Raw genomic sequence first — 14,839 nt, 5'->3', positions numbered from 1 at the left:
AACGCCCCTGGTGGGAACGCGCACGCCGTCCAAACGGCTGACGGGAAGGCGGGTCCTCGCGCGCGTGGAAGGATCGGCAGTGTGGTGATGAAACGATGACCGCCAGGGGCAAACTGCGGGTCTACCTGGGCGCGGCGCCCGGCGTCGGCAAGACCTATCACATGCTCGACGAAGGCCAGCGGCGCGCCAAGCGCGGCGCCGACGTGGTGGTCGGGTTCGTGGAGACCCACGACCGGCCGCTCACGGCGGCGATGCTGGACGACCTGGAGATCGTCCCCCGCCAGATCATCGAATACCGCGGCGGATCGTTCACCGAGATGGACGTCGACGCCATCCTGGAGCGCCACCCCAAGGTCGCGATCGTGGACGAGCTCGCCCACACCAACATCCCAGGCTCCCGCAACGCCAAGCGCTGGCAGGACGTCGAGGAACTGCTCGCGGCCGGCATCGACGTGATCACCACGGTCAACGTGCAGCATCTGGAGTCGCTGAACGACGCCGTCGCCAAGATCACCGGCGTGCCGCAGCGCGAGACCGTCCCCGACGAGGTGGTGCGCGCCGCCGACCAGATCGAACTGGTGGACCAGTCCCCGGAAGCGCTGCGGCGCCGGATGGCCCACGGCAACATCTACAAGCCCGAGAAGATCGACGCCGCGCTCAGCAACTACTTCCGGGTCGGGAACCTGTCCGCGCTGCGCGAATTGGCGCTGCTGTGGGTGGCCAACCGGGTCGACGAAGGCCTGCTGACGTACAAGGGCCAGCACGGCATCGACAAGGTCTGGGAGACCCGCGAACGCGTTGTGGTGGCCCTCACCGGCGGACCGGAAGGCTCCACCCTCATCCGGCGCGCCGCACGCATCGCCCAGCGCGTTGGGGCAAAGGGCTCGGACCTGTTGGCCGTGCACGTCGCCCGCTCCGACGGCCTGACCGGCGCCTCACCGGCGCTGTTGGCCGAACAACGAGCCCTCGTGGAGTCCCTGGGCGGCAGCTTCCACTCGGTGGTCGGTGACGACATCCCCACCGCACTGCTGCAGTTCGCGCGCGCCGAGAACGCCACCCAGCTGGTCCTGGGCACCTCCCGTCGAGGTCGGCTGGAGCGGTTCCTGGCCGGCTACGGCATCGGCGAGACCGTGGTGCAGGAGTCCGGCGACATCGACGTGCACATGGTCACGCACGAGAAGTCAGCGGCCGACAAGAGCCGCTGGGCCTGGCTGGGACAGCTGATCCGCACGCCGGAGTTCGGTCCGCGCTGGCTGCTGCCGGTGGCCGGCGTGGTGCTGCCGTTCCTGCTGACCCTGCTGCTGGCGAACATGCGCACCCGGCTGAACCTGGTCAGCGACGTCCTGGTCATGCTCATCGGCGTGGTGCTGGTGGCCCGGCTCGGCGGCCTGCTGTCGGCGCTGTTCACCGCGGTCACCGCCTCACTGTTGCTGAACTACTACTTCATCCCGCCCTTCCACCGGTTCACGATCACCGACAGCAACAACCTCATCGCCCTGGCGGTGTTCGCTGCGGTCGGGCTGGCCATGGCCTCGGTCGTCGACATCGTCGCGCGCCAGACCCGGCGCGCGGCCAACGCCTCGGCCCAGGCCGAGACGCTGAGCGAGCTGGCGGTGTCGGTCCTGCGCGGCGACGAGGCGATCGCCGCACTGCTGGCCCGTTTCCGGGAGACCTTCGGCATGGACTCGGTCGCGCTGCTGGAGCGCGTCGATCCCGACGCGCCGGTGCGCCCGGACGAGCAGGACGACCCAGCGGCGTGGCGGCTGGTCGCGGCGACTTCGGCCTCCGGCGCCATGCCGTGCCGGATGCCCGGCGAGGCCGACGTCCTGGCCGCGGCGGGACCGGACGCCATGCTCGTGCTGAAGGGACGCACCCTGCCGGCCTCCGACCAGGTGGTGCTTACCGCGTTCGCCGCCCAAGCGGCGGTCGCGCTTGAGCGTTCCCGGTTGGCCAGCAAGGCCGCCGAGGCCGGGCCGCTGGCCGAGGCCGACAAGATGCGCACCGCACTGCTGGCCGCCGTCTCGCATGACCTGCGCACCCCGCTGTCGGCGGCGCGGCTCGCCGTGGCTTCCCTGGAAGACACCAGCGTCGAGTGGTCGCCTCAGGACCGCGCGGATCTGCTGGCCGGGGCCCGGGAATCCCTGGACAAGCTCAACCGGCTGGTGGAGAACCTGCTGGACATGAGCCGCCTGCAGGCCGGAGCGCTGAGCCTGCACCTGGAGCCGGTCCGCGCCGAGGACGTCGTGGCCGCCGCCCTGGACAGCCTGCCCACCGACCGCGGCGACGTCCATACTGCCGACCTGGACGGCGTGCCGGAGATCGTCGCCGACCCGGCGCTGCTTGAGCGGGCCATCGCCAACCTCGTCGGCAACGCCCTGAACCACGGCGGCACCGAGGAGCCGGTCCTGGTGACCGCCAGCACCCTGGCCAACCGCGTCGAGCTGCGGGTGATCGACCGCGGGCCCGGGATCCCGCCCCAGGACTTCGGACGGATCTTCACCCCGTTCCAACGCTTCGGAGACCGGGACAACACCACCGGCGTCGGCCTGGGCCTGGCTCTGTCGCGAGGCCTGGTGGAGGCGATGGACGGGACGCTCACCCCGGAGGAAACGCCGGGCGGCGGGCTGACGATGGTCATCACCCTGTCGGCCGCCGAGGGCACCCGGCCCGAATAGGCCATGCCACGGTCCTCGGCCCACGGCGAAACGCACACAAGATACAAACGAGCACCCGCTCTGTACTGGGGTAGACCGGATGTATGAGGTCTTTCGGCCGGATCCACCGGGACCGTGTCGCGATGGTCGCAGCGTTGCTGTTGCCGCTCGCGATCGCCACGGTGTTGCTGCCGTGGCGCGGATCCATCGCCAACACCGACCTCGCGCTGCTTCTGGTCGTAGCCATCGTCGCCGTGGCCGCCAACGGCAACCGCACGGCCGGCATCCTGACGGCGATCTCGGCGGCGGCGTGGTTCGACTTCTTCTGGACAGTCCCCTACGAACGGTTCACCATCACCGGCCACACCGACATCGAGACCACGGTGCTCCTGCTGGCCGTCGGCGCGGCGGTGAGCGAGCTGGCCGCCCGCGGACGCCGGGCCCGCCGCGTCGTCGTCCGCGACACCTCCTACATGGAGGCCCTGAGCTCCACCTCCGCCCTGGTCGCCGAAGGCCACGACCCCCGCGAGATCATCGACCGAGTCCAGGCCCAGCTCGTCCCCCTCCTCGGCCTGCGCGCCGCCCGCTTCGAACAAGGACGACTCCTCGGCCACCCGCCGCGCCTCACCGACGACGGCACCCTCGTCTGGGGAAAGACCCACTGGAACATCGACGAGCACGGATTCCCCAACGAGGACATAGAACTCCTGACCCGCTCCGGCGGCCGCACCCGCGGACGGTTCCTGCTCACCCCGGTACCCGGCAGCGCACCATCAGCGGAGGCACGGCAGGTGGCGGTCATGCTCAGCAGTTTGGTGGGTACCGTCTTGGCTGGCGATGCGAGGCCGTCGACGCTTGTGTGATCCTTCCTAACTGCGTGCGCTACATCCCCACACGTAGATCGTCGCGACGTTGGCGAAGTCAACCAAGATCGACGATAGTGAGACGTGTGGTGTCAATGGAAGAACTCTTCGGGGCTCCCGTCTAAGCCCATGGCTTGGGGGCCGCTTGGGGGCCACACGGGATGCACGATCACGAGCGACCCGCCGGTGGACACCCGCCGTACCCGGCCAACCGAGGAGGCATAACGTGCGTGACGTGCAGAAACGATTGCCCCACGGACCTGGGGGTCAAGGGGTCGCAGGTTCAAATCCTGTCAGCCCGACGGTAACGTCGCAGGTCAGGGCCTCAATCCGAGGGATCGGATTGAGGCTTCTGATGTTTCTTGGGGGCCACTTGGGGTCCCGAAGCAAACGGCAGCGGACACGCAACGCGCGGCAGCGAACGGCATGCACGGCTTCGACAGCATTACGGGTCACCCGGCCACAGGCGTCTGACCTTGGGTTTCTCCGCAGCAAGGCTGACCTCATTGACCGCTGGTCAAGCGCGGCAGCTGTTGGGCCGAGGCGTGTCGCCGGCTTGTAGACGCCGGAACTACGCCGGGATGGCCGCGCCTGCGTAGCACGCTCTCGGTCGCAGCAGCCCGATGTGTCAGCAACCTCAGGTACGCGCCGTGTTTTTCGGCTCCACTGTCACAGCCGAGCCGGGCGGGCCGTCAACCACGGACCCCGCCGCCGGCGCCGCCAGGACCCACCGCGATCGCAAGCCCCTGGCGCCAGGAAAGCGGCATCCCGCAGGGGTTGCTCGGCGACGTAATCCGGGCGGACGTTGCGGTACTGAAGGTAGTAGGCGTGCTCCCAGGCGTCGAAGACGAGCAGTGGGTCATGCCGGTGGCGACGTCGCACACCCGCATCGACTTCCAGGCCGCTCAACCATCTGATCCGGTGCCATACTGCGCTGTACGGCACCGGATCAGACCTGACAAAGCACTCCTAGTAGTCCCCGCTCGTCCCCGGCACGACCGGGTGCACCTCGAAGTTCCCGCAGGGGGTGCCGACGGACAGGGTCGTCACCTTGCCCATCCCGGGCGGGGTGATCCGGAGGTTGGTCGAGATGCCGGAGTAGCACTGCTGGCCGGCGTTGACGATGTCCGTCCACTCAACGATGGCCGAGGCCTGCTGACCCGGGGCGAGGATGACGCCGGGCGCGGTGGTGCCCTGCGAGACGCCGCCGGTCCAGCCGAGGAGGGTCTTCGCCGCGGTCAGAGTGGTGCCGTCGGACAGGCCGTAGGAGGCGGTCGGGTAACCGTGCATCGCGCAGGTCACCGATGTGCTGGTGTTGGTGAACAGCAGGAAGACTCCGACGTGGCCCATGCCGGCGCCCTCGTGCCCGAGGGTGACGGCGACGTTGGCGGAGGTGCAGTTGGACACGGCCGTCGCCGGGGCGGCCCGGGCGATCGGAGCGGTGAGGGTCGCCAGTGCCGCGACGGCGACGCCGGCCAGGGATGTCAAGGCCTTTTTCATATCAGGTTCCTTATTGTCTTGTCTGGGGTCGGGTCAGTTGCGGTAGGTGAAGTCACCGGGGATGTAGTTCCAGCAGTAGCCCAGAGCACCGGGCCGGCCGTTGTAGTACGGGTCGCCCCACCAGATGAGGGTCGTGCCGGTGTCCGGACCCACGACCGCGTCCTGCGAGAAGTGCCACAGGCCTTGGATCCAGCGCACCGCGTCCGCGGTCTGCGGACCCCAGGTGCTGTCCTCGGAGATGGTGCCGTGGCCGGGTGCGCCGTTGGGGGCGAAGTCCTGAACGTAGCCATGGGTGATGAAGTAGTTGATGGAATGCTGCACGCACCACACGCCGGCACCGCTGGTGACGTAGCCGCTGCCGATGTACGGCGCGTTCGGGTTGGCGCTGGCGGATCCGGCGGTGCCGACGAGCGCCAGAGCGCTCGCCGCGACGGCGAGGCCGGCTCGGGTCGCGAGCTTCTTGACGAGCATGGTCGTTCTGCCTTTCTGAAGGGTTGGTGGCTGTGTTCATTCGTCGGGACGGTGGTCCGTCCCGAACGCTCAGTGGCCGGCCAGGTAGCCGTTGACGAGTTGCGCGTACGCGGCCTGGCCGGCGGCGGTCGGGTGGAAGCTGCTGGTGATGTCGGTCGCGACCAGCGCGTTAAGCCATGGCGCGGCGCCGCAGGCCGAGTGCCCGTTGGTGCCGACCCCGCCACACAGGGACAGCGGGACCGGCGGGAAGATGTGGGGATAGCCGAACACGACGATCTTCGCGTTGGGCGCGAGGCCGTGGATGGTGTCGTAGACCGCCTGCAGGTGCGAGGGCAGCAGGGTATTGATGACGTAGGGCTCGTACTGGACCAGCGGTTGCGGGTCGAGGTGGCCGTGGACGGTGAGTCGGTAGCCGGGGTTGGTGCAGTCCACAAGCGTCGCGACGCAGCCCTGCAGCACCGCGGCGAAGCGAGCGTCGTCACCGACCGAGACGGTGACCAACGTCGTCGTGGAGTCCAGGTAGCCCTGTTCCAGCTCCAGCGCCTCGTCGTGGTTGCCGCCGGCGCGCCCCAAGACCGTGGAGCCGGCCTGGTCGTCGGGAATGGGTGGATTGTCGACCGCGTTCGACGTCATGTCGATCGAGGTCGCGCCGGAGCAGGCCAGGAAGGCGAAGGACTCGGTGTTCCCGCGCGCTGACGCCTCCTGCCAGATCGACTGGCTGTGGCCCGGCAGGGTCACCTTCCGCGGGTAGGCGTTGTCCATGACCACGCGAGGCATCGTGAAGGCCGCCGACCCGCTGTACGCGCAAGGCCCCTGATGCCACGCGTGGTGCCAGCGGGTCGGACCGGTTCGTCAGGAATAGGTCGGGAGGTAGGTGGAGCAGTAACCATTCGCCGGCCAGGCCCCGTTGTAATAGGGGTCGCCTTCGACAAGGAGATCACCGCCGGTCAGCGGACCGACGATGCCGTCGACGGTGGAAGGCCCGAACCTTTCGTTCTGGTACCACCTGACCGCATTGTAGGTCTGCGGTCCCCATATGCCGTCCTCGGAAATGACGGGGATGGCTGAAGACCCTGCGTAGTGCGTGCTGAAGTAGTTGATGTCGTGCTGGACGCACCAGACCGCGTGCGTGTTGGTCGAGTAGCCGTAGCCGATCCATGGGGCGTTCACATTCGCGCTCGCCGTGGTGGTGGTGCCGGCGATGGCGACGCCGACAGCCACCGCGACCAGGCCGCCTCGAACAGCCACCTTCTTGGTGGGCATTCCACTGTGCCTTTCTTCGGGTGTGGTGAGGCCGACGGATTACCGGCCCCGCCGAGGAACCGTCCTGCTGCCACGGTCGCTCTGAGCATCGATCCTCCACGGGAACGTTCATGTCTGACCCACATCGAACCCACATGTAGCCGCGGGGCCACGGCCTGTCGGCGCGCCCACGGCGTGCCGGAGGTCTGTGAACCGTCAAGCGGCGAGCGTGCCGTGTGGACGCCTTGTGAACCGGATGTGAGGTGCATCCGCGACGGTTGCATCAGTTCCCTGGGCAGCCGGCCACCAGGCTGCCCGCCATGCACCGATCCTTCACAAGGGAGACCCCAATGCGCGCCCGTACTCGCCTCGCGGCCCTGGGCCTGAGCCTGACCTCGATCGTCGGCGTCGGCGTCGGCGCCGCCACGGCGGCCCACGCCAGTGGCATGACCTACCTCGACTACTGCCGCGGAATGTACGGGCAGTACGACGACAGTGGCCAGACCGTTGGCAAGGGCTCGGAAGACCTGAACGCGTTCGGCAACGTGGACAACTACGGTCCGGTCCACGAGGCCCAGTGCCTGCTCGACGCATATGACAACGCCTACTACCTCTCAATCGACGGCATCTACGGTCAGCACACCTGGAACGCGGTCTGGAACTTCCAAAGCGTCAACTCCAACGAGCTCAGCGTCGACGGCGTCGTGGGTCCGCAGACGTGGGCTTACCTGGCCATGTACGCCTCGAACGTGTCTTACAACTAGGGGTGTCGATGATCGCCCACGGATCCCGAGGCAGCCGGCGGGTACGCCGTCGGCTGCGGCTCGGCCTGACCATGACCGCTGCCGCCGCGACCGCGGTGAGTGTCCTCGGCGGGCCGGCCCAGGCTCGGCAGGCTCCGGCCGCCGACCGCACGCCGTCGTCCTCTTCGAGACAGGGTGCTGATGTCGGCGCCCCCAGCGCCGGTGCGCCTTCCGCCAAACTCTCCGACCCCGACACCGTCCTTGCGAAGGGCTGGCAGACCTCCGGCGACCGCGCCGTCACCACCAGCGGTGACGCCGACGGCTTCCACGTGCTGGTCGCCGATGCATCGGCCGGCTACCAGTGGCGCACGGCCGCGACGCTGTCCGAACCCGGCTTCGACACCGACCAGTGGATTGGCCAGTCCTGCCTCACCGCCTCCGGGAAACGCGCGGTCGTGGTCTACGCGCCGCGCCAGTTCACCAACCTGGGGCCGGTTCTGGACTCCGGCGCGTTCGTGGCGACGGTCGACCTGACCACGGGCCAGGTGACCAAACTGCCGTTCACCGCCTCACTCGCCTACTACGACCCGGGGTGCGGGACCGGGGAACTCGCGACGCTGTCGGCCACGAGCACCAAGAACGGTCGGACCGTCAGCACCGTGCGGGTCCTGGACACGGCCACCGGCAAGGTGGTGCGCCAGACCGACTCCACCGGCCAGCTGACCTCGGCCGTCCCCTACAACGGGGGAGTCGTCGCAGCCCTGGGCAGTACCCTGGTCTCTGTCGACGACAATGGAGGCACTCGGCTCCTGGCGTCCGAGAAGGCCGTGCCCTACCGCATCCATCCGGACTCCGCCGGCGGCCTGGCCTACCAGGTCACCGACAAGCAGAACACCGACATCCACCGCTTCGCCCAGGGCAAGTCCACCCTTGTGGGCAGCGGCAAGACCGGTGCCGTCCAGGTCGCCGCGAGCGCCGGCAACGTCTTCCTCACCGGCTCCGACGCCGCGAAGATCCCGGAGTCCCTGCTGAAGACGGGCGGCTGGCGCGCGTTGGCAGCGCCGGTGGACGCCGACGTCTCAACCACCGGAGCCCTCGCCGTCACCGGGGCCACCAACCACGTCAAGGGCACTGCCGGGCAGCAGGGCGCCGAGCCCACCGAGATCGCCGTCACCGCCGCGGTGACCGCCACCGGGAAGCAGGCCTCGTTCGCGCTGGAGCCCGCGGCCCTCGACCCCAAGGCCGGCAGCACCGCGTCCCCCGCGCTGACGGCGGTGGGCGTGACGACCGGTTCGACCGGGGCTGCGACGAAGAGCTCTGCGACGACCGCTACGAAGGGCTCCGCGAAGGCTTCGGCCGGGACGGCGAGCGGGACCGGCACCGTGGACCCCTCCACCGTCACCTGGGACCCGGACCGCGGTTGCGCGGTGCCGCGCAACGACCCGACGATCCAGACCTACCAGGCCAGCGCGCCCCAGGTGGAGTGGGCCGCCGACCTCGCCGTCCAGGGCCAGCTGACCCGGACCCGCGGCGCGAACTGGGAGGACTCCGGCATGCCGGTGTCCTGGTCCCCGCAGGACATGTTCCCGCTCCAGCAGATCAAGGGCGGCGGCCAGCTCCCGGCGCAGGTGCTCTTGGGCGTGCTGGCGCAGGAGTCGAACACCATGCAGGCCAGCCCGCACGCAGTGGACGGCGTCACCGGGAACGCCAACCAGGGCGGCTTCTACGGCAACGGCATCGACTGGGGCACCGTCGACTGCGGCTACGGCGTCGGTCAGATCACCACCGGCATGGCGATCAACACCCCGGCCGGTACCGCGATCGCCGACGGCAACATCGCCAAGTACACCACCGCCGAGATGCAGCAGGCCATCGCCACCGACTACGCCTCCAACATCGCGGCGTCGGCGAACATGCTGATCGACAAGTGGAACCAGCTCAAGGCCGCAGGGATCATCGCCGGCAACGGCGACCCTTCTGGTGTCGAGAACTGGTGGTTCGCGGTATGGGCGTACAACGCCGGTGTGGAGCCGGGCTCGCCCGCCTTCGGCAACACCACCGGGTGCACACCCAGCAACACCTGCACCGACAACGGCGGAGCGGGTGGGAACTGGGGACTGGGCTGGCTGAACAACCCCGCCAACCCGATCTACCCGGCCGACCGCGGCGTGTTCACCAACGACCCGGCCAAGACCAAGGTGCCGAACCACTGGACGTACCCGGAGCTGGTGATGGGCTGGGCCTACTCGCCGGTGTCCCGGTACAACTACACCACGAAGAACTGGGCTCCCGCCTACGCGACGCCGACCCACGTGTCGACGCCGTACGAGCCGTCGTTCATGGCCTTCTGCACCTCGGCCGACTCCTGTACGCCGAACGCGGCCCCCGACTCCAACGGGACGGCGAACAAGGCCGGGCTGTGCGGCCTGTCAAACCTGCACTGCTGGTGGAACCAGCCGGTGACCTGGGTCAACTGCTCGGTGAACGCGTGCGGTGGTACCAACCTCACGTACACCTCCAGCAGTTCGGTCCCGATGGTGACGAACCCCTATCCGGGCGACTGCCGTCCCGTGGGCGGGACCGCCGCCGCGACGGGTTCCGACTCCTCCGGTGTCACGCCCCCGACCGGCACGATCGTGGTCGGCAACACGTCGGTGCCGGGCGCGAGTTGTAGCGCGGCTTCGCAGCAGAGCGGGCAGTTCGGGGTGAAGTTCGACTACGCCTCGCCCTACTGCAACCCCTGTACATCGCCGATCGACTACCCAGGGAAGATCGACTTCCATCAGCTGGGAGTGGGTTACAACGGCCACATCTGGTTCACCCACACGGTGGCGGCCACGTTCGACAGTATCAACAAGGTCGTGGTCCCCTCCGATCCGGCCCACACGGTCGTGGGCACGTGGACACCTCCGGCGCTGAACGGCTGGGTCCGCGTGTTCGCGCACATCCCCGACAGCGGCGACACCACACAGCAGGCTCCGTACACGATCCAGTCCGGGACCACGACGGAGACCCGCTTCGTGAACACCGAGGCGAGCAAGAACAGGTGGGTCCCGCTGGGCGTCTTCGACTTCGATTCGTCGCAGTCGGAGTCGGTGTCCCTGACGAACGCGACGCCTGACGGTGCCGGAACGATGGACATCGCCTGGGACGCCGTCGGATTCCAGCCGCTGCCCACGAAGCCCTCGGACTTCGTGGTCCAGATGGGCGACTCCTACTCGTCCGGAGAGGGCAACGCTCCCTGGTATCCGGAGACCGACCACGGGCCCTACGCCGACCAGAACACGCAGAAGTCGTCCGGCGAGACCTGGAACGCGTGTCGACGCGGCCAGAACTCCTGGATCCGGCAGGCCACCTTGACCGGGCACAGTACGAGCATCGGATCCGAGACCGACGCGTCCGCGTCGGATCTGGACTTCCATTCGGTGGCCTGCTCCGGCGCATACACAGGCAACGTCGACGGCAACAACACACAGTGGGGGGAAAACGGACAGTTCCATGAGATGGACCAGGTCGACTCCGGCTATCTCGACGCCCACACCACGTTGGTGACGCTGACCGTCGGAGGCAACGACGCTGGCTTCTCCACCGCGGTGCAGGACTGCATCGAGTTCAGCTGCCAATCGAACAGCACTGTGGAAGGCAACATCAACAGCGCGGTGAGCTCCGCCGCCACCGTCATCCAGGCCATCCACGCGGCCGCGCCGCAGGCCCGGATCATCGTGCTCGGCTACCCCGACCTGTTCGATCCCAGCACGGTGACCAGCGGAGGCTGCAACATCACCAACGCCTTCGCGGCCTCGACGCTCAACGGCTGGGGGGACTACTTCCGCAGCACAGAAGGCGCCATGGTCGCCGAGGTGGCCGCCGGCACCTACCCGCAGGAGACGAGCGGGGCCGAGCCGGTGACCTTCGTCGACGCGAATCCGTTCTTCCAGGGTTACCAGGACTGCGGCCAGACGCCTGGCATCAACGACCTGGTGGCGGCGCCGAACGGCCCGGGCGACTTCGAACAGCCCGGTGCGGTGTTCAACCCGAAGAACTGGATCGAGATCAGCCGGTCCAGCTTCCACCCGAACGCAACCGGCCAGTACCGCTACATGCTGGCGCTGGAGTCCGCGCTCGGATAGCCGTACTGCCCCGCGCCGTCGGAATCCGGGAGCCGCCCGCCCGCCGGGGCGGCTCCCACCGAGCAGTTCATGAGGGCCCTGACAAGTGCCCGCATCCGCCGTCGGCCGCCATCAGCCACAATCAGCCCGGATCCGGCGAACAGGACGGGTCCAGGAGTGCGCGAATCGGATCGGTCCGCGGCACCGACAGACCGTCGACGATCGCGCGCGCCGCTGCGCACCGCGCCCCGGCCAGTTCTTCGTCACCCATCGAGCGATGCACCTCCGCCACCCGCAGGAGAGTCTGAGCGAGGTAGTAGCGCTCCCCGCCTTCCTCGAACCGCTCGGCGGCTTCGTTGTAGTACCGCACGGCATCCTCGTCCAGGCCGAGCCGTTGTGACGCCATCCCCATCGTGTCCAGCGCGTACGCCGCGCCGACGGGGTACCCGATCTCGTCATGGATGCGCACGGCCTCGCCGGCGTGCGTGAGCGCCGCCTGGTAGTCGCCGCACATCGCGCAGTGCCAGGCCACTGTCGCCAGCGCCATGCCCTTCTCGGCCGCGTCCCCGGCGGCGCGCGCGTGGCTGAGGGCACAGTAGGCGTGGGCCAGGGCCGCGGGGTAGTCCTGTTCGCTCTCGCAAACCAGCGACCAGGCCCGGTACACCCGCGCCAGGCCCGCGTGGTCGTCGAGCACGCACCACAGGTCGCGGGCCCCGGCCAGATGCTGCTTCGCGGCCGGCAGCCGGCCCAGCCGCCAGTGGGCCGTAGCCAACTCGCGGTGCGTCCAGGCCCGCAAGTCCGCGCGGTCCATGCGCTCGGCGGCCCGCAGCGCCCGCTCCTGCAACTCGACCTGGGCCTGCCAGTCGCCCCGGCGGTCGATGCTGACCGTCAGCGACCACGCCAGCCACCAGGCGGTCGCGTCCTCACCGGCCTCGTCGGCCTGGGCGCTGACCGCCACCAGCACGTCGCGTTCCCGATCCAGCCAGGCCGCGGCGCCCATGACGTCTTCGAAGACCTCGGCGGTGGCGTGCGCTCCGTGTCCGGTCCGGCCCGGGAAGGGAACCACCGACCGCGTCGGGTGGACCAACTGGTTGGCCGCGAAGACGCTGAGCGCGTAGTAGTCGAACATCCGTTGCCGGATCCCGCGCCGGTCCTCGTCGTCGAGTTCGGCGTCCGCGGACTCGGCGGCATACAGGTGGATCAGGTCGTGGAACAGGATCCGGCCATCGGCAGTAAGCAGCGCCAGGTGCGCGGCGGCCAGTTCGCGCGACGCCGTGTCCGCGGTATCCCGCGGCAGGTCCGCGAGCAGCGCGGCCAGGCGCATCGGCGCCGAGGTACCCGGATGCAGACCCAGCGTCAGGAACAGCCGGGCGGCGGCCGGACTCAGCTGCCGACGTGACCAGGAGAACACATCCCGCAGGTCGACCGCCGTCTCGGCGATGCCGAGCACGGACAGCCGTCTGCGATCGTCGCGGAGCTGGCGCGCCAGGTCGGCGGGCAGCAGGTCCGGCTCCAGGGCCAGGCGCGCCGCGATGAGAGCCAACGCCAACGGGAAGCCCGCACACGCCGCAGCGAGCGCGCAGAACGCGTCGGCGTCGTCCGCGACCCGTGCGGGCCCGAGCCGGGCCCGGAACAGTTCGCCCGCCTCGTCGGCGTCCAGCGGGTCCAGCCGGACCGGTTGGGCCCCGGCGGTCGCCACCAGAGCGGCCAGCCGATTCCGGCTGGTGACGACCGTCAAACAGCCGGAACCGCCGGGAAGCAGGGCTCTGACCTGCTCGCTGTCGGCGGCGTTGTCCAGCACGATCAGCAGTCGCCGGTCGGCCGCCAGGGTGCGGTACAGCGCCGCACGGGCGGCGAAGTCGGTGGGGATCGGGCCGTCCGCGCCGCCCAGCGCCTGCAGCAAGGCGGCGAGCGCGTCCGCGGGCGCCACCGGCCAACCGCCCGGGGAAAACCCGTGCAGATCCAGGTAGAGCTGGCCGTCCGGGAAGTCGGCGGCCATCCGGTGCGCCCAGGACAAGGCCAGCGCGGTCTTGCCGATGCCGCCGGCACCGACGACCGCGATCACCGCCTCGCCGCGGGCCGCGGCCTGGGACAACGCCTCGATGGGCTCGGCGCGGCCGACGAAGAACCGCGGCGCGGCCGGGAGTTGGCGCGGGACCGGCCGGCTCGGCTGTCTCAGCCGTGTCGGCACCATCGGTTCTTCCGGCGCGACCGATGCGGTGGTCAGGATGTGCCGCTGAAAGCCGTTCAGCGGCACCGAAGTGTCGATGACCTCTGATGCCGTCTCGGCCGGGCCGGGATGAGCTGGGCTCGTTCTGGGCCGCTCCTCATCCTCCGCCTCGTCGGCGGCGAGGATCCGCCGTTGAGCCTGCTGGGTGGCCGCGCTCGGCTCGATGCCCAACTCCTTGACGAGGGTCCGGCGCAGCCGCTGGAAGGCGTCCAGCGCCTGGGCCCGCCGTCCGGTGCGATGCAGGACCCGCATGTACTGGACCGTCAGCGTCTCGCTGAGCGGGTACTCCTCGACCAAGCCGGCCAGCCGGGACGCCAGGCCCTCCAGCCGGTCCAGCCGCAACGCGGCGTCGATGTGCCACTCCAGAGCCTCCACCCGGGTCGTGACGAGCTTCTGCACGTGCGGCGCGAGCACGTCGACCGGCTCCGCGGCCAGCGGCGTGCCCCGCCACAGGTCCTCGGCCGCCGCGGTGCGCCGGATCACCTCCGGCCAGTCCTGTCGGGCCCTGGCATCCTGTGCGGACCGCACGAACGCGGCGAACTCCGTGACATCGAGTTCGCCGTCGGCCACCTTGATCCGATAGCCCCCGCGCACCGTCTCGACCCGGTCGCCGTCGCGATCCCCGAGCAGCCTGCGCAACCGCGCGACGTGGTTCGGCAGCGACGTGCCGACGCTGCGCGGTGGATCGGTACCCCACAGCGCCGCCTGCAGCGTGCCGGGCGGGACCTGCTGGTTCGCATGCAAAAGCAGAACACTGAGAAGTGTTCTAAGCTTGGTGCCGGACACCTGGACCGGAACCGCCCCGTCGTGGACCTCCAAAGGCCCGAGCAGGCTGAAACGCAGCACCACCGCCACCTTTCCTAGCACGGCGGCTCCATGTGGACAAGATCTGGACGCCGTGTGGAGCAGATCCTAGTCGGCCGCGATCTTCCGCGCGCTGGTCATTTCAGGTACCTGATATCAGGTGAATCAAGCCCCTGAAAAGCCAGAACCCTGATGGCCACAGCCCGCCAGCACCGACCACGCG

General features: G+C 69.3%; 9 protein-coding genes and 1 pseudogene. 4 read left to right on the top strand and 6 right to left on the bottom strand.

The window, feature by feature from the left end; translation table 11 throughout:
* Positions 1-95 precede the first annotated feature (95 nt).
* Together ABH926_RS35535 and ABH926_RS35530 are read left to right on the top strand one after the other, a co-directional pair.
* Entirely contained in the window at positions 96-2,675 is a 2,580-nt protein-coding gene (locus ABH926_RS35535) for an ATP-binding protein (protein ID WP_370370351.1), read from the top strand.
* 83 nt (positions 2,676-2,758) lie between these two features.
* Positions 2,759-3,517 carry a DUF4118 domain-containing protein gene (locus ABH926_RS35530; RefSeq protein WP_370370350.1) on the top strand — a complete coding sequence of 253 codons (759 nt, stop codon included), beginning with the start codon at positions 2,759-2,761 and terminating at the stop codon, positions 3,515-3,517.
* Between the two features lie 669 nt (positions 3,518-4,186).
* On the opposite strand, the pseudogene ABH926_RS35525 reads toward ABH926_RS35530, so the two are convergent.
* The 5 genes and pseudogenes from ABH926_RS35525 to ABH926_RS35505 all read right to left on the bottom strand — a co-directional run.
* A pseudogene (locus ABH926_RS35525) lies at positions 4,187-4,375 on the bottom strand (Fe-Mn family superoxide dismutase); the annotation flags it as partial.
* 111 nt (positions 4,376-4,486) lie between these two features.
* The gene (locus ABH926_RS35520) at positions 4,487-5,017 is read right to left on the bottom strand and encodes a DUF4232 domain-containing protein (protein WP_370370349.1); all 531 of its coding nucleotides are present in this window, start codon (positions 5,015-5,017) and stop codon (positions 4,487-4,489) included.
* Between the two features lie 33 nt (positions 5,018-5,050).
* Complete coding sequence (locus ABH926_RS35515) at positions 5,051-5,488, bottom strand: hypothetical protein (RefSeq protein WP_370370348.1); 438 nt, start codon at positions 5,486-5,488, stop codon at positions 5,051-5,053.
* 69 nt (positions 5,489-5,557) lie between these two features.
* On the bottom strand, positions 5,558-6,256 hold the full coding sequence (locus ABH926_RS35510) for a hypothetical protein (protein ID WP_370370347.1): 699 nt from the start codon (positions 6,254-6,256) through the stop codon (positions 5,558-5,560).
* A gap of 84 nt (positions 6,257-6,340) precedes the next feature.
* Positions 6,341-6,751 carry a peptidoglycan-binding protein gene (locus ABH926_RS35505; RefSeq protein WP_370370346.1) on the bottom strand — a complete coding sequence of 137 codons (411 nt, stop codon included), beginning with the start codon at positions 6,749-6,751 and terminating at the stop codon, positions 6,341-6,343.
* 329 nt (positions 6,752-7,080) lie between these two features.
* On the opposite strand from ABH926_RS35505, the gene ABH926_RS35500 reads away from it, so the two are divergent.
* Together ABH926_RS35500 and ABH926_RS35495 are read left to right on the top strand one after the other, a co-directional pair.
* Complete coding sequence (locus ABH926_RS35500) at positions 7,081-7,494, top strand: peptidoglycan-binding protein (RefSeq protein WP_370370345.1); 414 nt, start codon at positions 7,081-7,083, stop codon at positions 7,492-7,494.
* An 8-nt stretch (positions 7,495-7,502) separates the two neighbouring features.
* Positions 7,503-11,603 carry a hypothetical protein gene (locus ABH926_RS35495; protein ID WP_370370344.1) on the top strand — a complete coding sequence of 1,367 codons (4,101 nt, stop codon included), beginning with the start codon at positions 7,503-7,505 and terminating at the stop codon, positions 11,601-11,603.
* A 121-nt stretch (positions 11,604-11,724) separates the two neighbouring features.
* Here ABH926_RS35495 and ABH926_RS35490 read toward each other — a convergent pair whose 3' ends face one another.
* Positions 11,725-14,679: a BTAD domain-containing putative transcriptional regulator gene (locus ABH926_RS35490; RefSeq protein ID WP_370370343.1), complete on the bottom strand. Its 2,955-nt coding sequence runs from the start codon at positions 14,677-14,679 to the stop codon at positions 11,725-11,727.
* Positions 14,680-14,839 lie beyond the last annotated feature (160 nt).

Source organism: Catenulispora sp. GP43 (assembly GCF_041260665.1).
Classification (GTDB): domain Bacteria; phylum Actinomycetota; class Actinomycetes; order Streptomycetales; family Catenulisporaceae; genus Catenulispora.
This window is presented reverse-complemented; position numbering and strand designations above follow the sequence as displayed.

Bases quoted from the DNA above. Each gene is read 5' to 3' on its own strand.
- ABH926_RS35535 (WP_370370351.1), top strand. From the start codon at position 96: ATGACCGCCAGGGGCAAACTGCGGGTCTACCTGGGCGCGGCGCCCGGC.
- ABH926_RS35530 (WP_370370350.1), top strand. From the start codon at position 2,759: ATGAGGTCTTTCGGCCGGATCCACCGGGACCGTGTCGCGATGGTCGCA.
- ABH926_RS35520 (WP_370370349.1), bottom strand. From the start codon at position 5,017: ATGAAAAAGGCCTTGACATCCCTGGCCGGCGTCGCCGTCGCGGCACTG.
- ABH926_RS35515 (WP_370370348.1), bottom strand. From the start codon at position 5,488: ATGCTCGTCAAGAAGCTCGCGACCCGAGCCGGCCTCGCCGTCGCGGCG.
- ABH926_RS35505 (WP_370370346.1), bottom strand. From the start codon at position 6,751: ATGCCCACCAAGAAGGTGGCTGTTCGAGGCGGCCTGGTCGCGGTGGCT.
- ABH926_RS35500 (WP_370370345.1), top strand. From the start codon at position 7,081: ATGCGCGCCCGTACTCGCCTCGCGGCCCTGGGCCTGAGCCTGACCTCG.
- ABH926_RS35495 (WP_370370344.1), top strand. From the start codon at position 7,503: ATGATCGCCCACGGATCCCGAGGCAGCCGGCGGGTACGCCGTCGGCTG.